This is a genomic window from Avibacterium avium (assembly GCF_900454535.1).
Taxonomy (GTDB): domain Bacteria; phylum Pseudomonadota; class Gammaproteobacteria; order Enterobacterales; family Pasteurellaceae; genus Avibacterium; species Avibacterium avium.
This window is the reverse complement of the sequence record NZ_UGSP01000001.1, coordinates 1906629-1925006: the sequence shown is the minus strand read 5'-3', so window position 1 is coordinate 1925006 and position 18378 is coordinate 1906629. Positions and strand designations below refer to the sequence as shown.

The following is an 18378-nucleotide window of genomic DNA, read 5'->3' as shown; positions in this document are numbered from 1 at the left end:
AAAACAGAGGAAAAAATGACCGCACTTTTAAAAATTGGTTTAGTTTCAGTGTCCGATCGCGCCTCGCAAGGCGTGTATCAAGATCAAGGTATCCCTGAATTACAAAAATGGCTCGAGCAAGCCTTAATTGATCCTTTTGAAGTGGAAACTCGCTTAATTCCTGATGAACAACCTATTATTGAACAGACATTATGTGAATTAGTGGATAAGCATCATTGTCATCTTGTATTAACCACAGGGGGAACCGGCCCTGCTAAACGTGATGTTACCCCTGATGCCACACTGGCAATAGCCGATCGTGAAATGCCGGGATTCGGTGAACAAATGCGCCAAGTGAGCTTGCATTTTGTGCCAACGGCGATTTTATCGCGTCAAGTGGGCGTGATTCGTAAAAATAGCTTAATTTTAAATTTACCGGGGCAGCCAAAGGCGATCAAAGAAACCCTTGAGGGCGTGAAAGACGAACAAGGCAAGGTGCTGGTGAAAGGCATTTTTGCTGCCGTGCCTTATTGTTTACAGCTGATTGACGGTATTTATATTGATACCAAACCTGAAGTTATCGCCAGCTTTAGACCAAAATCTGCCAGACGAGAAAGTTAATTCCAGTGAGAAAATCAAAATGAAAAAAATTGAAGCAATTATTAAACCGTTTAAACTTGATGATGTGCGTGAAACCTTGTCTGATATTGGGATCACAGGAATGACCGTAACCGAAGTGCGCGGTTTTGGACGCCAAAAAGGGCATACAGAGCTGTATCGTGGCGCGGAATATATGGTGGATTTTCTGCCAAAAGTAAAAATGGAAATGGTTATTTCTGATGACGTGGTGGAGCAGTGTATTCAGGCGATTATGGAAACCGCACAAACAGGCAAAATTGGTGATGGTAAAATTTTTGTCTATGACGTAGAGCGCGTAATCCGAATTCGCACGGGTGAGGAAAACGAGGAGGCCGTATAATGGATAAGCGTTTGCCGATCAGCCAATTATTAATGGCATTGTCTGCCTTGGTAGTCATTCTGGCTGGGGTGAAATTGGCAGGGGAAATTGTTGTCCTATTTTTACTTTCCTTATTTATCGCCATTACTTGCTCACCTGTGGTGAAGTTTATGACACAGCGTAAAGTTCCCCATTGGCTCGCACTCACCTTGCTCTTTTTGATGATCCTGACGGTGTTTTTCTTCCTCGCCAGCCTCATTAATAGCACCGCACGGGAATTTACCCAGTCGATCCCGCAATATCGCCTATTGCTTTCGCAACGCTTAAACGAGCTTGCGACAATCACGCAAGGTTTACATTTACCCGTGAGAGATTTACAGCAACAAATTATGGATCATTTTGATCCCGCAATGATAATGAACTTTGCCAGCAGATTTTTACTGAGTTTCTCAGACGTAGTAACCGACGTATTTGTGCTATTTTTAGTGGTACTGTTTATGTTGTTAGAAGCCCCCACGGCTAAACATAAATTTGCAGTGGCATTTAGCAAACCTAACCAAGTGGCACAATACGAAGGTTATATTGCTCGCATTTTGCAAGGCGTAATGGATTATCTTGATGTGAAAACCTTTACCAGCTTTTTAACGGGCTTAAGCGTATTTATTTTGCTGAAAATTTTTGGCGTGCAATATGCCATTTTGTGGGCAACGCTCAGTTTTTTACTCAATTATGTTCCGAATATCGGCTCAATTATCGCTGCCATTCCCATTATCGTTCAAGCCTTATTGCTTAATGGCTTTTTCACCGGCATAGGCGTTACCATTGGCGTTATCAGCCTAAATATGATCATCGGCAACGTGCTAGAACCCAAAATGATGGGCAAAACTCTTGGACTTTCCACCCTTGTGGTGTTTCTCTCCCTTTTATTCTGGGGTTGGCTACTCGGATCAGTCGGAATGTTCCTTTCCGTCCCCCTCACAATGGTGCTAAAAATCGCCCTCGAAGCCAGCCCAGATACGGTGAAATATGCCGCATTGCTGGGTGAAACTCAACAAACCAAAGAGCAGGAATAGCTGTTTTCATTAAAAAACATAGCAGGGAAGAGCGGTGAGTTTTTGGGGGAAATTTGTATAAGAGCGAGTTTTAACTTTTCTAGAGTTAGTATGAAATGAAAAATAGGCGAACATTGTGTTCGCCTTTTTTATGGTGCTGTTTTATATCCGATAATCATCAGTAAAAATTCTCACAAATTTCGCCGCTCTTTTAATTTTACTGTTTTATTTACTGTCTTTGCGATCTGGATCGCAAATCTAAATTTAAAAAGTGCGGTGGTTTTTTATTGATATTTTTATGGCTTATTGCTATTTTCAGCATCGTTATTATTGGCTTGGCTGTCATTATCATTTACTGGATCATTCCAAGGCGCAACTTTAAATAAACATAACATTCCGGGGATAGCGAGCCAGAAGCAAAGCCAGAAATAATCATAGTAGCCGAGCCAATCGATCAACGCACCTGCTTGGGTGTTGAGCGTGGCTCTTGGCAGTGCGGCAAGGCTGGTGAATAAGGCGAGCTGAGTAGCGGTGTAAAGGGGATTGGTTTCCCTTGCCATAAAGGCAACAAAGGCGGCTGTACCTAAACCGATGCCAATATATTCCGCGGCTACCACAAGGCTGAGCGACCACAAGGCACGGCTATCTACGGTTTCAAAAGGCCCTTGTTGGGCGAGCCAGGCAAAGCCAAGAATGGTGATAATTTGCACAAATCCAAATAACCATAAAGCACGGTTAATGCCCACTTTCAGCATTAAAATCCCGCCTAAAATACTGGCGACCACCATTGGCCATAAAGAAGCATTTTTCACCACCAAACCGATCTGGGTTTTGCTAAATCCCATATCTAAATAGAAAGGGGAAATCAGCGCCGTTGCCATACTGTCGCCTAATTTATACAGAAAAATAAACGCCAGAATCCCTAAGGCTGACCAAACGCCTTTGCGTTGAAAAAATTCGCGGAAAGGTTCGATGACACTTTCTTCTAAAGTGCGGTGTTTTTTTAGCGCAATCTTAGGTTCGGTACTTAAAAATAGACACATTAAAATTCCCGGCAACATAAACATTGCGGTAATGATGAATACGGTTTGCCAAGGGAAATGATCCGCCAAAATCAATGAAAGCGAACCGGGAACAAGGCCGGCTATACGGTAGGCATTCACGTGAATGGAGTTGCCTAAACCTAATTCATTGTCGGTTAAAATTTCTCTCCGATAGGCATCTAGCACAATGTCTTGCGTGGCGGAAAAGAAGGAACAAAGCACGCCCAATGCGGCGATTAAACTGAGTCCAAATTGTTTGCTTGGATCTAAAAAGCCAAATAATGCCAAGCTGATTAGCAATAAAATTTGTGAGATCAGCATCCAGCCGCGGCGGCGGCCTAAAAAAGGCGGCACAAAGCGATCAAGCAAGGGCGCCCAGACAAACTTCCACGAAAAAGGGAGCATTATTAGGGTGAAATAGCCCAAGGTTTTGAGATCAACGTTTTCTGCGCGTAACCAAATAGGTAACAAAGAAACCAAAACATAAAGGGGTAAGCCCGAGCTAAATCCCGTGAATACGCAGATCAGCATATTACGGCTGAAAATTTGTGAAAATAATGGAGATTGTGCTTTCATAGGCATAAAGTGCGGTGTGTTTTTCAAACAAATTGTGCTGCAAGTTTCCTTACAGCACAATGAGATTAACGATTAATCACGATACCCTTGTGGGTTCTTTTTCTGCCAATTCCAAGTGTCTTGCATCATTTCCGTTAAGCCACGTTCCGCTTTCCAGCCTAATTCTTTGGCAGCAAGAGAAGGATCGGAATAGCACGTTGCAATATCTCCCGGACGGCGCGCCACTAATTGATAGGGAATTTGAATATCGTTGGCTTGCTCAAAGGCTTTCACCATATCTAGCACGGAATAGCCTGTGCCAGTACCAAGGTTATAAATGTGTAATCCTGCATCGTTTTGATGACGATCTAAGGCTTTTAAATGCCCAATCGCCAGATCCACAACGTGGATATAATCACGCACGCCCGTACCATCGTGGGTGTCATAATCACTTCCAAAAACGGAAAGTTGCGGTAATTTGCCGATAGCCACTTGGCTAATATAAGGCAATAAATTATTTGGAATGCCCGTTGGGTCTTCGCCGATCAAGCCGCTGTGATGCGCGCCCACTGGGTTGAAATAACGTAAAATCGTAAAGCTAAATTTATCTTCTGCTTTGGCAACGTCTGTTAAAATTTGTTCTACCATCAATTTCGATGTGCCGTAAGGATTGGTCGTGCCACCCACTTTGCATTGTTCGGTGATTGGCACAATTTCAGGATCGCCATAGACAGTTGCCGATGAGCTAAACACTAAATTCCACACGCCAGCCTTGCGCATTTCATCAACTAGCACTAATGAACCCGTCACATTGTTCATATAATATTCGATCGGCTTACGCACACTTTCGCCCACGGCTTTCAAACCGGCAAAATGAATTACAGAATCAATTTGGTTTTCTGCAAAGATTTTCTGTAACATTGCACGATCTAACACATCGCCTTGGTAGAATTTCACCGCTTTGCCCGTGATTTCTTCTACACGTTGTAATGATTTGGCGGAAGAGTTGGATAAATTGTCCAGCACCACCACGTCTTTGCCAGTATTTAATAATTCCACAACGGTATGAGAGCCAATGTAGCCTGCGCCGCCAGTTACTAAGATAGCCATTTTTTCCTCGCTTAGATTATTTGCCTTAATTATTACGATTATTGCGCGCTATTATAAACGATTTATAAAACAAGCCCAAAAATTTCCGCAAAAATCACCGCACTTTCTATTAAGCAAACGTTTACTATTCTTTTCTTTTCTGTAAAATAGCGCCATTTTTTCAACAAGATTTTATTTTAACTTTATTAACGAAAGGAAATTTATGTTCGCAGAAAAACTTTTTGAGATCACTAAGCGTGGCTCAACGGTACGCCAAGAAATTATCGCAGGTTTAACCACCTTCTTGGCAATGGTGTACTCCGTGATTGTAGTGCCAAATATGCTGAGTGCCGCAGGCTTTCCCCCTGAAAGCGTGTTTATCGCCACCTGTTTGGTATCAGGCTTAGGTTCTATTCTTATTGGCTTATGGGCAAACGCGCCAATGGCCATTGGTTGCGCTATCTCATTAACTGCGTTTACCGCATTTAGCCTTGTATTAGGGCAAGGCGTGAGCGTTCCTGTCGCACTGGGAGCGGTATTCTTTATGGGGATCGTGTTCACCTTAATTTCCGCAACAGGCATTCGTGCGTGGATTTTACGCAACTTGCCAGCCAGTATTGCACAGGGCGCAGGCATTGGGATTGGTTTGTTTTTATTATTAATCGCGGCCAATGGCGTGGGCATTGTGGTGGGCAACCAAGCAGGTTTGCCAGTGAAGCTCGGTGATTTCACCACTTTCCCTGTATTGATTTCCCTTGCAGGCTTAGCGGCAATCATCGGCTTAGAAAGATTGCAAATCAAAGGCGGTATTTTATGGGTGATCATCGCAATTACTCTTATTGGTTTGGCGGTTGATCCTAATGTTAAATTCAGCGGTGAATTATTCAAAATGCCAACTTTTGGTGAGCAATCATTGTTCCTTGAACTTGATTTAATGGGTGCATTACAACCTGCCATCTTGCCTGTGGTGTTCGCTTTAGTGATGACAGCGGTATTTGATGCGACAGGGACAATCCGTGCCGTAGCAGGGCAAGCCAATTTATTGGATAAAGACGGGCAAATCATCAACGGCGGCAAAGCCTTAACTTCCGATTCAGTAAGTAGCTTATTCTCTGGCTTATTTGGTACAGCACCTGCTGCGGTATATATTGAATCTGCCGCAGGTACAGCCGCTGGCGGTAAAACAGGGATCACAGCCATTGTCGTGGGCGTGCTATTCCTATTAATGCTCTTTTTTCAACCACTCGCGAGCCTTGTGCCTAGCTATGCTACCGCACCAGCGTTAATGTATGTGGGCTTATTAATGCTTAGCAACGTAAACAAATTAGATTTTTCTGATTTTATCGGCGCAATGAGCGGCTTAGTTTGTGCGGTATTCATCGTTCTTACTGCAAATATCGTAACGGGTATTATGCTTGGTTTTGCTACTCTTGTGATTGGGCGAATCATCAGTGGTGAAGTGAAAAAACTCAATATCGGCACAGTGTTAATCGCCGCTGCTTTATTAGCTTTCTACCTTTGTGGCTGGAACATTTAATATTTATCATTTGATCTAAATGACATAAACCACCGTGAATTTTGCGATCTAGATCGTAAAAAAGTGCGGTGGTTTTTTCTTTTATTTTTCTTTTGGCTAAAATAGCACTCAGGTTAGGCTGAAATCGCTAGATTAATCAAACATAACTCTGTACAATCGCAACTCATTTTTTAAGCGGTAGAAATTTTTTAATTTATAGTTTGTAAACTTAACCTGAAACAAGCAAAAGTTTAGCTATATCAATGCCGTAATGTGTAATAACGAGGCTTTATGTTAGAACAGAATACAACTCAACAAGAAGGCTGCCAGCCTTCAGCAGAACCTAAGAAAAAAATCAATTTAATGAATTTAACACGCCAGCAAATGCGTGAATTTTTTCAAGAATTAGGGGAAAAACCGTTTCGTGCGGATCAATTAGTCAAATGGATTTACCATTTTGGTGAAGATAATTTTGACAATATGACGAATATTAACAAGAAGTTACGCGAAAAATTAAAAGCCGTAGCGGAAATTAAAGCGCCAGAAGTGGCCGTGGAGCAGCGTTCTGCGGACGGCACAATTAAATGGGCAATGCAGGTGGGCGATCAGCAGGTCGAAACCGTGTATATTCCTGAAGCTGATCGTGCGACGCTTTGTGTGTCTTCCCAAGTGGGCTGTGCGTTGGCTTGTACTTTTTGTTCCACTGCACAACAAGGATTTAACCGCAATTTAACCGTATCAGAAATTATCGGGCAAGTGTGGCGTGCCTCAAAAATCATTGGTAATTTTGGTGTAACGGGTGTGCGTCCTATCACGAATGTGGTGATGATGGGAATGGGCGAGCCTTTGCTTAACGTGGCAAATGTAGTGCCAGCTATGGAAATTATGCTTGATGATTTTGCTTATGGTTTATCAAAACGCCGTGTTACCCTTTCCACTTCAGGGGTTGTGCCGGCCTTGGATAAATTGAGCGAAATGATTGATGTGGCATTGGCGATTTCTTTACACGCACCGAATGATGAATTGCGTGATGAAATTGTGCCGCTCAATAAAAAATATAACATCAAAACCTTGATTGATTCTGTTAATCGTTATTTATCAGTATCTAACGCTAATCACGGTAAAGTAACCATTGAATATGTGATGTTGGATCACGTTAATGACAGCGTAGAACACGCGCATCAGTTAGCGGAAGTATTGAAAAATACGCCTTGTAAGATCAATTTGATCCCTTGGAATCCATTCCCTGAAGCGCCTTATGCGAAAAGCTCTAATACACGTATTGATCGCTTCCAGAAAACGTTGATGGAATATGGCTTTACGGTGATTGTGCGTAAAACTCGTGGTGATGATATTGATGCCGCCTGCGGACAGTTAGCTGGTGATGTGATTGACCGCACCAAACGTACCGCACAGAAAAAGCGTTTTGGCAGCCCAATTAATGCAGTGCAAGTGCAATAAATAGAAATTATTAACAAAGGAGAGAGAAAATGAAAATGCGTCAATGTTATCTAGTTATGCTTTTTTCTCTCTTGCTTTGTGCTTGCGTTTCACCACAAATAAGCAAAGAAGATTTTGACAAGCAACAAGCCGCGAAAGCCAGAGTGGAGTTGGGCATTGGCTATTTAGAACAGCGAGAGCTGAGTTTAGCTAAACAAAATTTGGATAAAGCCTTGGCTTATGCGCCCGATTATTATTTAGTGCATTCGGCGTTGGCTTATTTTTATCAATTACAAGGCGATAATGAGCGTGCAGAAAATGCCTATTTAACCGCGTTAAAATTAGATGATAAACAAGGCAACGTATTCAATAATTACGCCGTGTTTTTATGCAAACAAGGTCGTTTTAAACAGGCCTATCAGCAATTTCAACAAGCCTTAAATTCCCCCAACTATTATCAACAAACGGATACCTACGAAAATCTTGCCCTTTGCGCCTTAGCAGAAAAAAATACCGCACTTTATCAGCAGTATCGGGAATTATTAGAAAAAGCTGATCCTAAGCGAGCTAACTCATTACCAAAACAGATCTAACAGATTTTTATCATTTATCCAATGAAATTCCCTGATAATAGTTGCAAAACGCATATTACAACTTTAAACTTCACTCTTTGAATTTTATAGATTTTATTGATAACAAAGAGAACCTTTATGGAAACTTCAATCCAACAACCTGAGATCACAGAAAGCACCTTAGGGGAAAAATTTCGCCAAACAAGAGAGGCGTTAAACCTTTCTTTAGATGATGTTTCTAAGCAACTTAATTTGCGTCCTTCTATTTTACAACGTTTTGAAAATAATGAGTTCACACATAATTCTATCCCAGCTACGTTTATTAAAGGCTATATTCGTAATTATGCTAAGCTTTTACGTTTACCTGAAAGTGCGTGGATTGCGGTAGTTAATTCATTAGAAGAAACCACGAAAAATGATTTAACCAAAGCGGTGAAACCGCCAAAATCTCTAAGAGAAGAAAGTTCGCATAATCGTTGGGTGGGTTGGGTTTCCGCGATTGTTGTTATTGCTTTGTTAGCTGTAACCGCACTTTGGTGGTGGGAAAACTATCAAAAATCGAATGCAGAACGTGATGATCTAGTGCAAAACTATGTAGAAACACAGCAAGAAAACAGTACGCAAAATACGCAAAATAATAGTGCAATCTCACAAGAAAACGTGATTGCACTTACACCTAAAGCCATTGATGCGGAAAAAACAGCACAAAATTCTACCGCACTTTCTCAACCTGTTGCGGCACAGCAGCCTACACCTGCAGAAGAAAATAAAACAAGTCCAAAAACGAGTGTAGAAAATGCGCAGCCACAAGTTACAGCAGTTCAATCTGTGAGTGCAGAAAATACGGATCGCCAAGCGGCGCAATCTGAAACTTCAGCACAAGTATTACAATCAGAAATGAATAAAATTAATGCAGGTGAAAATCTCAGCGCAGTGAAAAGTGCGGAAGAAAATTCAGAAGTTTCTACCGCTGCAACCAATGATGTGTTGCGCATTGAAGTAACTGGCGCGAGTTGTTGGATTCGCGTACGTGATGCGAATCGTAAAGTACTAGCAGAAAAACTGTATAAACAAGGTGAAGTGCTAAGTTTTGATCAAGATATGCTTTATGATTTAATTATTGGCGTACCAAGCAACGTAAAAATTACTTATAAAGGCGAGGCTTATCCACTTAAAGTTGATGGCCGTGTCGCAAGATTCAAATTGCAATAAGCAAAGAGATTACAAAGAGATAGCAATGTCGTCATTTAAACCGAATATTAAACGTCGTGAATCGACAAAAATTTATGTAGGCAACGTGCCAGTGGGTGGTGATGCGCCGATTGCAGTGCAATCTATGACTAACACGCGCACCACAGACGTAGAAGCCACAGTCGCACAAATTAAAGCCCTTGAGCGTGTCGGTGCAGACATCGTGCGCGTTTCTGTACCAACAATGGACGCCGCAGAAGCCTTCAAATTAATCAAGCAACAAGTGAATGTACCATTGGTGGCAGATATTCATTTTGATTATCGAATTGCCTTGAAAGTGGCTGAATATGGCGTGGATTGTTTGCGTATTAACCCCGGTAATATCGGGCGTGAAGATCGTATTCGTGCCGTGGTGGATTGTGCCAAAGATAAGAATATTCCTATTCGTATCGGTGTCAATGCAGGCTCTTTGGAGCGTGATATTCAAGAGAAATTTGGTGAACCTACGCCCGAAGCCTTACTAGAAAGCGCCTTACGCCACGTTGAGATCCTTGACCGTCTTAACTTCGATCAATTTAAAGTGAGCGTGAAAGCGTCTGATGTTTTCCTTGCGGTAGAAAGTTACCGTTTATTGGCAAAAGCGATCAAACAGCCGCTGCATTTAGGGATCACTGAAGCTGGTGGCGCAAGAGCAGGGGCGGTCAAATCCGCCGTTGGCTTAGGAATGTTATTGGCCGAAGGCATTGGCGATACTTTGCGCGTTTCGTTAGCGGCTGATCCCGTAGAAGAAATTAAAGTGGGGTTTGATATTTTGAAATCCTTGCGTATTCGTTCGCGCGGGATTAATTTTATTGCTTGCCCAACTTGTTCTCGTCAAGAATTTGACGTGATCGGCACGGTGAATGCCCTTGAACAGCGCCTTGAAGACATCATCACACCAATGGACGTATCAATCATTGGCTGCGTGGTGAATGGGCCGGGCGAAGCACTGGTATCAGATCTTGGCGTTACGGGTGGCAACAAGAAAAGCGGTTATTATGTTGATGGCGAACGCCAAAAAGAACGTTTTGATAATGAAGATTTAATCAATCAATTAGAAGCAAAGATTCGTGCTAAAGTGGCACAACAAGATCCAAAAAATCGAATTATTTAAGGAAAATATTGTGGCGAAAACAATTCAAGCAATTCGTGGAATGAATGATTGTTCCCCAACGGAAAGCCCGTTGTGGCAATGGGTGGAAAGCAAGGTTCGTAATGTTTTACAAAGTTATGGTTATTCTGAAGTACGTATGCCGATTGTGGAAAGCACCCCGCTTTTTGCACGCGCCATTGGTGAAGTTACCGATGTGGTTTCTAAAGAAATGTACACCTTTTGGGATAATGATGAACAGCTTACCCTTCGCCCTGAAGGGACGGCAGGTTGCGTACGCGCTGCCATTGAACACGGCTGGATCTATAATAATGAGCAACGTTTGTGGTATCTCGGGCCAATGTTCCGCCACGAACGTCCGCAGAAAGGCCGTTATCGTCAATTCCATCAAGCAGGCGTGGAAGTGTTTGGGATCGCCAATCCAGAAATTGATGCGGAACTCATTTTATTAACGGCTCGCTTGTGGAAAGAACTTGGTATCGATCAACACGTTAGCTTACAACTCAATTCTATCGGCTCTTTAGAAGCACGCAAAAATTATCGTTCGGCACTCGTTGCTTTTTTACAACAGCACATTGATTTGCTTAGTGAAGAAGAAAAAGAACGCTTAGAAAAAAATCCATTACGGATTTTAGACAGCAAAAATCAAGCCCTGCAACAAGTGCTAAACGACGCGCCTAAATTATTAGATTACCTTGATGAAGAAAGTCGCGAGCATTTCGCTCAGCTATGTGCCTTGCTTGATGCAATGGGGATTGCTTATGAAGTGAATCCAAAATTAGTGCGTGGTTTGGATTATTACAACAAAACTGTGTTTGAATGGGTAACCAGCGCTCTTGGCGCACAAGGCACAGTGTGCGGTGGTGGCCGTTATGATGGCTTGGTTGAACAGCTTGGTGGGCACGCCACCACAGGTGTTGGCTTTGCAATGGGCTTAGAGCGTTTAGTATTATTGGTGCAAGAAGTGAATCAGCATATTGACCTACCAAGAGCGGTGGATATTTATGTGGTTCATACGGGAGAAGGCACAACTTTGCCGGCTTTCCAATTGGCTGAAAAACTTCGCACAGATTTACCGCACTTACGCACAATGACACATTGTAGCGGCGGAAATTTCAAGAAACAGTTTAAGCGCGCAGATAAAGTGGGCGCCAAATTTGCCCTTGTTATTGGTGAAAGTGAAGCACAAAATCAGCAAGTGGTGGTCAAAGATTTGCTTGGTGGCGAACAGCAAGTTTTAGCGCAAGCTGATGTGGTAGATTTTTTTAAAAATATATTTGAATAAGGAAAAACTATGGCTTATACCATTGAAGAAGAACAAGAACTGAATGAACTGAAAACGTGGTGGAAAGAAAATGGCAAATTGGTTGTTGCCATTTTTGTACTAACTCTTGCAGGTGTTTTTGGTTGGCGTTATTGGCAATCTCATCAAATTGCACAAAATCAACAACGTTCAGCACAATATGAACAGCTTGTGAGCCAATTTCAGGCGGATAAAGCGAATGTGGCGAGCGTAGAACAATTCGCACAAAGCAATGACAAAACTGCTTATGCCGTATTTGCCTTATTAGATGCCGCCAGTATTTCTGTGCAAAAACAAGATTTCGCGCAAGCCGAAAATTTATTAAAACAAGCCTTAGCCAATGCAGATGATGACATTTTGCGTTCGGTCAGTGCATTACGCTTGGCCGCCGTGCAGTTCCAACAGCAGCAATTTGATAATGCTTTAGCTTCGCTTGATCAAGTTAAAGGGGACGCGTGGAACAGCGCGGCATTCTTATTAAAAGGCGATATTCAACTTGCAAAAGGCGATAAAGAAAGTGCCAAAGCCAGTTTTGAACAAGGGCTAAAAAATGCCAGCCCAGTGGAAACGGATTTAATCCAAGTGCGGTTGAATAATTTATAATTTTTTAAAAGGCTTACAGCATAATGTAGGCCTTTTTTATTGGAATAATGAAATGAAAATAATTTTACCACCGCCTATTGTTTTTCTTGCTTGTGCGGGCGGAATGTATCTTCTTCCTGCTTTTGGCGTGTTTCATCTTTCGCGATTAGTTATTTTGCCGATATTGTTGCTGGCAAGCCTTATCGCCATTTGTAGCCTTTGGCAATTTCATCAAGCTAAAACCACGATCAGTCCGCTGTCGGTAGAAAAAACTTCGCAGCTTATCACAACAGGCATTTATGCGTTTAGCCGCAATCCGATGTATCTTAGTTTATGGTTGATTTTACTCAGCTGGTTTTTATGGCTAGGCAATGGGCTGGCAATTTTTGGGCTGATCTTCTTTGTTCTCATTATGAACCAATTTCAAATTAAGCAAGAAGAACAAGTTCTACTACGGCTTTTCGGCAAAGACTATCAACAATATTGCCAGCAGGTTAGACGCTGGATATAACTCACCGTACAGAAAGTGCGGTCATTTTTTAGCATTTTTTTCTACGCAAAAACTGTTTCACTTTTTCTTTCGGCAAACGGTAGAAAATTAAGGCAATAAAAATTAAGCCGCAGCCTAGTGCCTTATGGGGGGTGAGTGGCTCGTGGAAAATTAGCATACTCAAAAACAGCGTCCATACCGGCTCAAGCAGCATAATTAATGCGGCATTACCGACACTGGAATATTTCTGCCCGAGCGTTTGCAGTAAAAAGCGGAAATTGGTGGCGATCAACACGCTAGCAGCCAACCAGCCCCAAGTTTCATTGGGAATATTCGCAGGCCAAGTTTCCACAAACATTGAATACAAACCACATAAAATTCCAACCATAGCGAGCTGAATGGTGGTGAGTGGCAACACGGGAATATGGCGCGCATAATGATGATTAAGCACAAAATAGCTAGCAGCCAATAATGAAGTGAGCAAATACAGGCTGTTATCGGAAGAAAGATCAAATCCATTGTTGCCTAAGGCAAGAAAGTACAAGCCTAAAACCGCAATGGGTAAACAGAGCCAAAAGCTCGATTGTGGTTTTTGTTTAAACACGATCCAAGCCAGCAACGGTGCGATCAACATTGACAAACTGGTAAGAAACGCGCCTTCACCGAAATTGGTATTATTGGTGATGGCTAAAATCCAAACGCCAAGAAAAACCGCAAAAACACCACCAATTAGCACCGCACTTATCACTTGCTGGCGGTTTAAACGGCGTAAGTGAACGTAAGCAAAGGGCAGAAAAACCAGTGCAGCAAGAAAAAACCGCAAGCCGATAAATCCTACCGAGGGCAAAGCATCAATGGCATATTTTGAAAAGAACCAGCCAATGGCGGCCGAAATGGTCACAAATAAAAGGATAATTTCCCCACGATAACGTTCTAACATTGTTGTTCCTTATAAATAGCACGCCATAACCACGGCGTTTTCTCGTCCACCGTCTAACGTTGGATAATAATTTTTGCGAATATCCACTTCGTTAAAGCCGCATTGTAGATAAAGTTTTTGCGCAATTTCATTGGATTGACGCACTTCTAACCATAACGTCAAAATGCCCTGTCCACGCAATTCATCAATTAACGAATGCAATAATTGCTTTCCTAAGCCTTGCCCTTGATAAGCTGGATCAATGGCAAGGTTGAACAGAGTCGCTTCATCAAGCACTTTTTGGCAAATAGCAAAGCCGATAATACGTTGATCTTTCTCCAATTTTAAATTGAAATAACGCTCGCCTTGATTATTTTTTAATGTACCTAATGACCAAGGCACAAGATGCGCCTGCTGTTCGATCTCAAATAATCGATCAAAATCCTGAGGTAGAATAGGGGAGATTTTTACCATTATGGGTTAATTCCTTGAATTTGTTGCCATAATTTACGTTTTTCTTGTGGGCTTGCCATAAAGGTTTTCCAGTCTGGTGAATGCCATTGACTCAACGCTTTTTGACAATAAGGTAAAGTGCGGTGGATTTTTTCAGAATTTTCACTTAATAGCCAATAATGCACTTCGTGGCTGACGTGCAAATGGGGGATAAAATCAAAATGGATTGCTAAATATTCATTTTGCTTTAGATCTAAGCTGCGCAAAATATCTTCTAATAACGGCGTAGGGAGATTTTCGGTTTCGCTAATGATCACCAACCGCACCTGCTCATCAATAGGAATATTTACCACGCCTTGCAAACTTTCAGGGCGCACCAGTTGCCATTGGGAAAGCCCCATTTCTTGTAACAGAAGTTGATGCCGTTTCATAAAATGATGATTGATGAACTAAATTGCGTCATTGTAAACATTTCTCAAAATGTGGGCAAATTTTCATTGTGTTTTGTGATTTAATCTCAGTAAAATGCCACTTTATTATTTATTAGATAGGATAAACCCGTGATTTCACCTGAAAGCCAAGTGCTAGAACGCCATCTTTCTTTATTTGAAAATCGAAATGTATTATTTGCTGGGGCATTGAATGATGATTTTCCACAGCAATTACGCAACAACGCGCAATCAGTCCATTGCTGGACGTGGTATTTTGACTATGCCGAAAACAAAAGTGCGGTGGATTTTTCCGTAGATTTTGTGCCAAAGGCCGATTTAATCGTTTATTATTGGACAAAAAACAAACAAGAAAATCAGCTGCAATTAATGCGGCTTTTATCACAATGCGCGCCTGAGCAAGAAGTGTTGATTATTGGTGAAAATCGCAGCGGTGTACGTTCAGCGGAAAAAATGCTTTCCCCTTTCGGCGAAATTGGCAAAATTGATAGCGCAAGACGTTGTGGACTTTATCATTTTTGTTTGAAAAATCCACCGCACTTTGATTTAGCCAAATATTGGAAATCTTATCAGCACGCGCAACTTGGTGATTTGACGATTTTTAGCTTGCCGGGAGTCTTTAGTGCAGCGGAATTAGATGTGGGAACGGCATTATTGCTTTCTACATTAGATCGCCCGATCAAAGGTCGTGTGCTAGATATGGGCTGTGGCGCAGGTGTGATTGGAAGCTATATTAAACAGCATAATCCAAGTGTGAATCTTGTGATGACGGATATTCACGCTTTAGCTATCGCTTCTGCAGAGCGTACTTTGGCAGAAAATCAGCTTGAAGCTGATGTGTTAGCAAGCAATGTGTTTTCACAAATAGAAGGCAAGTTTGACTTGATTATTTCTAACCCGCCTTTTCACGATGGCGTGGATACCGCATTTCGCGCAGTGTCTGAGCTTATCCAGCAAGCCAAATGGCATTTAAACGAAGGGGGCGAGTTACGCATTGTTGCTAATGCTTTCTTACCTTATGCAGATTTGTTGGATCAGCATTTTGGCTCGCATCAGGTGTTAGCCAAAACCAATAAATTTAAAGTTTATTCGACTTTTTATTAAGAAAAATAGGATTTCGTTATAAAAATCGCCATAAATGTAATGTTTTTTATTCATAGTGAACAAAAAAATATCACTTAATAAAAAAAATAAAAAAAATGCTAGACAAGGGATTGGGAAACTCTTAATATACGCCCCGCAACGACGCAGTGAGATATAAAACGCGTTCGTAGCTCAGTTGGATAGAGCGTTGGCCTCCGGAGCCAAAGGTCGCAAGTTCGAATCTTGTCGAGCGCGCCAGAGTCAATGCAATACAACAATGGTGGCTATAGCTCAGTTGGTAGAGCCCCGGATTGTGATTCCGGTTGTCGTGGGTTCAAGTCCCATTAGCCACCCCAATTTCTGTCGGCGAGTAGCGCAGCTTGGTAGCGCAACTGGTTTGGGACCAGTGGGTCGTAGGTTCAAATCCTATCTCGCCGACCACTTTTGCTCTTTAACAATCAATCAGACAATCTGTGTGGGCACTTGTTGATTCTGGAAAAATTTAAAAGATTTAGAACAATTAGTGCTTAACTGAAATTCATAGTGATTTTAAATGAAATCACAGAGCTTTGTTAGTGTACGAATTGAGAAAGATTAAACTGAAGAGTTTGATCATGGCTCAGATTGAACGCTGGCGGCAGGCTTAACACATGCAAGTCGAACGGTAACGGGTTGAAAGCTTGCTTTCGACGCTGACGAGTGGCGGACGGGTGAGTAATGCTTGGGAATCTGGCTTATGGAGGGGGATAACCATTGGAAACGATGGCTAATACCGCATAGAATCGAGAGATTAAAGGGTGGGACGTTTAGCCACCTGCTATAAGATGAGCCCAAGTGGGATTAGGTAGTTGGTGAGGTAAAGGCTCACCAAGCCTGCGATCTCTAGCTGGTCTGAGAGGATGGCCAGCCACACTGGGACTGAGACACGGCCCAGACTCCTACGGGAGGCAGCAGTGGGGAATATTGCGCAATGGGGGGAACCCTGACGCAGCCATGCCGCGTGAATGAAGAAGGCCTTCGGGTTGTAAAGTTCTTTCGGTGGTGAGGAAGGCGGTAGTGTTAATAGCACTACTGTTTGACGTTAGCCACAGAAGAAGCACCGGCTAACTCCGTGCCAGCAGCCGCGGTAATACGGAGGGTGCGAGCGTTAATCGGAATAACTGGGCGTAAAGGGCACGCAGGCGGTGACTTAAGTGAGATGTGAAAGCCCCGAGCTTAACTTGGGAATTGCATTTCAGACTGGGTTACTAGAGTACTTTAGGGAGGGGTAGAATTCCACGTGTAGCGGTGAAATGCGTAGAGATGTGGAGGAATACCGAAGGCGAAGGCAGCCCCTTGGGGAGATACTGACGCTCATGTGCGAAAGCGTGGGGAGCAAACAGGATTAGATACCCTGGTAGTCCACGCTGTAAACGCTGTCGATTTGGGGATTGGGCTTTAAGCTTGGTGCCCGTAGCTAACGTGATAAATCGACCGCCTGGGGAGTACGGCCGCAAGGTTAAAACTCAAATGAATTGACGGGGGCCCGCACAAGCGGTGGAGCATGTGGTTTAATTCGATGCAACGCGAAGAACCTTACCTACTCTTGACATCCTAAGAATCCTGTAGAGATACGGGAGTGCCTTCGGGAGCTTAGAGACAGGTGCTGCATGGCTGTCGTCAGCTCGTGTTGTGAAATGTTGGGTTAAGTCCCGCAACGAGCGCAACCCTTATCCTTTGTTGCCAGCACTTCGGGTGGGAACTCAAAGGAGACTGCCAGTGATAAACTGGAGGAAGGTGGGGATGACGTCAAGTCATCATGGCCCTTACGAGTAGGGCTACACACGTGCTACAATGGTGCATACAGAGGGGTGCGAGCCTGCGAGGGTGAGCGAATCTCAGAAAGTGCATCTAAGTCCGGATTGGAGTCTGCAACTCGACTCCATGAAGTCGGAATCGCTAGTAATCGCGAATCAGAATGTCGCGGTGAATACGTTCCCGGGCCTTGTACACACCGCCCGTCACACCATGGGAGTGGGTTGTACCAGAAGTAGATAGCTTAACCGCAAGGGGGGCGTTTACCACGGTATGATTCATGACTGGGGTGAAGTCGTAACAAGGTAACCGTAGGGGAACCTGCGGTTGGATCACCTCCTTACTAAGACTGGATAGATGAGTGCTCACACAGATTGTGATGATTGATGTTAGACAATAAATAGCAAATGAAGAATAACCCGAATCCTTGAGGGTCTGTAGCTCAGGTGGTTAGAGCGCACCCCTGATAAGGGTGAGGTCGGTGGTTCAAGTCCACTCAGACCCACCACTCAAGTGATGCGGGGAATGATTGGGGATATAGCTCAGCTGGGAGAGCGCCTGCCTTGCACGCAGGAGGTCAGCGGTTCGATCCCGCTTATCTCCACCAAATCATTAGTAAGTTCTTTTAAATTAATTACCTTAATTCTCTTAAACATCTAAGTCTAGTTTCTAATTTTAGAAGATAGCGTGGAAAGAAAGGAAGTAGAAAGAATTTAGTAATGATAAGACGCAAAGCGTCATATCTAATTTGCTCTTTAAC

General features: G+C 42.9%; 17 protein-coding genes, 5 tRNA genes and 1 rRNA gene. 18 read left to right on the top strand and 5 right to left on the bottom strand.

Features of this window, described 5'->3' with window-relative positions; genetic code table 11:
• The first annotated feature begins 15 nt into the window (after positions 1 to 15).
• Genes mog through DYC50_RS09295 form a run of 3 tightly spaced genes read left to right on the top strand, consistent with a single transcriptional unit; the run spans position 16 to position 2010 of the window.
• Complete coding sequence (gene mog / locus DYC50_RS09305) at positions 16 to 600, top strand: molybdopterin adenylyltransferase (RefSeq protein WP_115249941.1); 585 nt, start codon at positions 16 to 18, stop codon at positions 598 to 600.
• Between the two features lie 19 nt (positions 601 to 619).
• Positions 620 to 958 carry a nitrogen regulatory protein P-II gene (gene glnB, locus DYC50_RS09300; protein ID WP_115249940.1) on the top strand — a complete coding sequence of 113 codons (339 nt, stop codon included), beginning with the start codon at positions 620 to 622 and terminating at the stop codon, positions 956 to 958.
• The gene (locus DYC50_RS09295) at positions 958 to 2010 is read left to right on the top strand and encodes an AI-2E family transporter (RefSeq protein ID WP_115249939.1); all 1053 of its coding nucleotides are present in this window, start codon (positions 958 to 960) and stop codon (positions 2008 to 2010) included. The genes glnB and DYC50_RS09295 overlap by 1 nt, the downstream gene beginning before the upstream one ends.
• 275 nt (positions 2011 to 2285) lie before the next feature.
• Here DYC50_RS09295 and DYC50_RS09290 read toward each other — a convergent pair whose 3' ends face one another.
• Both DYC50_RS09290 and galE read right to left on the bottom strand, forming a co-directional pair.
• A complete protein-coding gene (locus DYC50_RS09290; RefSeq protein WP_115250198.1) occupies positions 2286 to 3608 on the bottom strand; it encodes an AmpG family muropeptide MFS transporter in 1323 nt (440 codons plus the stop codon).
• Between the two features lie 72 nt (positions 3609 to 3680).
• Positions 3681 to 4697: a UDP-glucose 4-epimerase GalE gene (gene galE, locus DYC50_RS09285; protein WP_115249938.1), complete on the bottom strand. Its 1017-nt coding sequence runs from the start codon at positions 4695 to 4697 to the stop codon at positions 3681 to 3683.
• Between the two features lie 202 nt (positions 4698 to 4899).
• Between galE and DYC50_RS09280 the strand changes: the two genes are divergently transcribed.
• From DYC50_RS09280 to DYC50_RS09245, 8 genes are all read left to right on the top strand, one after another.
• Entirely contained in the window at positions 4900 to 6213 is a 1314-nt protein-coding gene (locus tag DYC50_RS09280; protein ID WP_115249937.1) for an NCS2 family permease, read from the top strand.
• Between the two features lie 270 nt (positions 6214 to 6483).
• The gene (gene rlmN, locus DYC50_RS09275) at positions 6484 to 7653 is read left to right on the top strand and encodes a dual-specificity RNA methyltransferase RlmN (protein WP_115249936.1); all 1170 of its coding nucleotides are present in this window, start codon (positions 6484 to 6486) and stop codon (positions 7651 to 7653) included.
• Between the two features lie 29 nt (positions 7654 to 7682).
• Positions 7683 to 8225 carry a type IV pilus biogenesis/stability protein PilW gene (pilW, locus tag DYC50_RS09270; protein ID WP_115249935.1) on the top strand — a complete coding sequence of 181 codons (543 nt, stop codon included), beginning with the start codon at positions 7683 to 7685 and terminating at the stop codon, positions 8223 to 8225.
• A 117-nt stretch (positions 8226 to 8342) separates the two neighbouring features.
• Positions 8343 to 9416, top strand: coding sequence for a RodZ domain-containing protein (locus DYC50_RS09265; RefSeq protein ID WP_115249934.1), 1074 nt, complete (start codon positions 8343 to 8345; stop codon positions 9414 to 9416).
• 25 nt (positions 9417 to 9441) lie between these two features.
• Positions 9442 to 10548 (top strand): flavodoxin-dependent (E)-4-hydroxy-3-methylbut-2-enyl-diphosphate synthase, encoded by a 1107-nt coding sequence (gene ispG, locus DYC50_RS09260; protein ID WP_103854016.1) that lies wholly within the window; start codon positions 9442 to 9444, stop codon positions 10546 to 10548.
• A 10-nt stretch (positions 10549 to 10558) separates the two neighbouring features.
• Entirely contained in the window at positions 10559 to 11830 is a 1272-nt protein-coding gene (gene hisS, locus DYC50_RS09255; RefSeq protein WP_115249933.1) for a histidine--tRNA ligase, read from the top strand.
• A 9-nt stretch (positions 11831 to 11839) separates the two neighbouring features.
• Positions 11840 to 12451 carry a YfgM family protein gene (locus tag DYC50_RS09250; protein ID WP_115249932.1) on the top strand — a complete coding sequence of 204 codons (612 nt, stop codon included), beginning with the start codon at positions 11840 to 11842 and terminating at the stop codon, positions 12449 to 12451.
• 52 nt (positions 12452 to 12503) lie between these two features.
• Entirely contained in the window at positions 12504 to 12941 is a 438-nt protein-coding gene (locus DYC50_RS09245; RefSeq protein ID WP_115249931.1) for a methyltransferase family protein, read from the top strand.
• Positions 12942 to 12969: 28 nt separating this feature from the next.
• On the opposite strand, the gene DYC50_RS09240 is transcribed toward DYC50_RS09245, so the two are convergent.
• Genes DYC50_RS09240 through DYC50_RS09230 form a run of 3 tightly spaced genes read right to left on the bottom strand, consistent with a single transcriptional unit; the run spans position 12970 to position 14723 of the window.
• Positions 12970 to 13860 (bottom strand): DMT family transporter, encoded by an 891-nt coding sequence (locus DYC50_RS09240; RefSeq protein WP_115249930.1) that lies wholly within the window; start codon positions 13858 to 13860, stop codon positions 12970 to 12972.
• A gap of 9 nt (positions 13861 to 13869) precedes the next feature.
• Complete coding sequence (gene rimI, locus DYC50_RS09235; RefSeq protein ID WP_115249929.1) at positions 13870 to 14313, bottom strand: ribosomal protein S18-alanine N-acetyltransferase; 444 nt, start codon at positions 14311 to 14313, stop codon at positions 13870 to 13872.
• Entirely contained in the window at positions 14313 to 14723 is a 411-nt protein-coding gene (locus DYC50_RS09230) for a DNA polymerase III subunit psi (protein ID WP_115249928.1), read from the bottom strand. Before DYC50_RS09230 ends, rimI begins: the two co-directional genes overlap by 1 nt.
• Before the next feature lie 129 nt (positions 14724 to 14852).
• On the opposite strand from DYC50_RS09230, the gene rsmC reads away from it, so the two are divergent.
• From rsmC to DYC50_RS09195, 7 genes are all read left to right on the top strand, one after another.
• On the top strand, positions 14853 to 15845 hold the full coding sequence (rsmC, locus tag DYC50_RS09225) for a 16S rRNA (guanine(1207)-N(2))-methyltransferase RsmC (RefSeq protein ID WP_115249927.1): 993 nt from the start codon (positions 14853 to 14855) through the stop codon (positions 15843 to 15845).
• Positions 15846 to 16005: 160 nt separating this feature from the next.
• Positions 16006 to 16082 (top strand) — tRNA-Arg (locus DYC50_RS09220).
• A 22-nt stretch (positions 16083 to 16104) separates the two neighbouring features.
• Positions 16105 to 16180, top strand: a tRNA-His gene (locus DYC50_RS09215).
• An 8-nt stretch (positions 16181 to 16188) separates the two neighbouring features.
• Positions 16189 to 16265 (top strand) — tRNA-Pro (locus DYC50_RS09210).
• A gap of 155 nt (positions 16266 to 16420) precedes the next feature.
• A 16S ribosomal RNA gene (locus tag DYC50_RS09205) occupies positions 16421 to 17961 on the top strand.
• 88 nt (positions 17962 to 18049) lie between these two features.
• Positions 18050 to 18126, top strand: a tRNA-Ile gene (locus DYC50_RS09200).
• Positions 18127 to 18149: 23 nt separating this feature from the next.
• Positions 18150 to 18225: transfer RNA gene (locus DYC50_RS09195), tRNA-Ala, on the top strand.
• Positions 18226 to 18378: the final 153 nt, after the last annotated feature.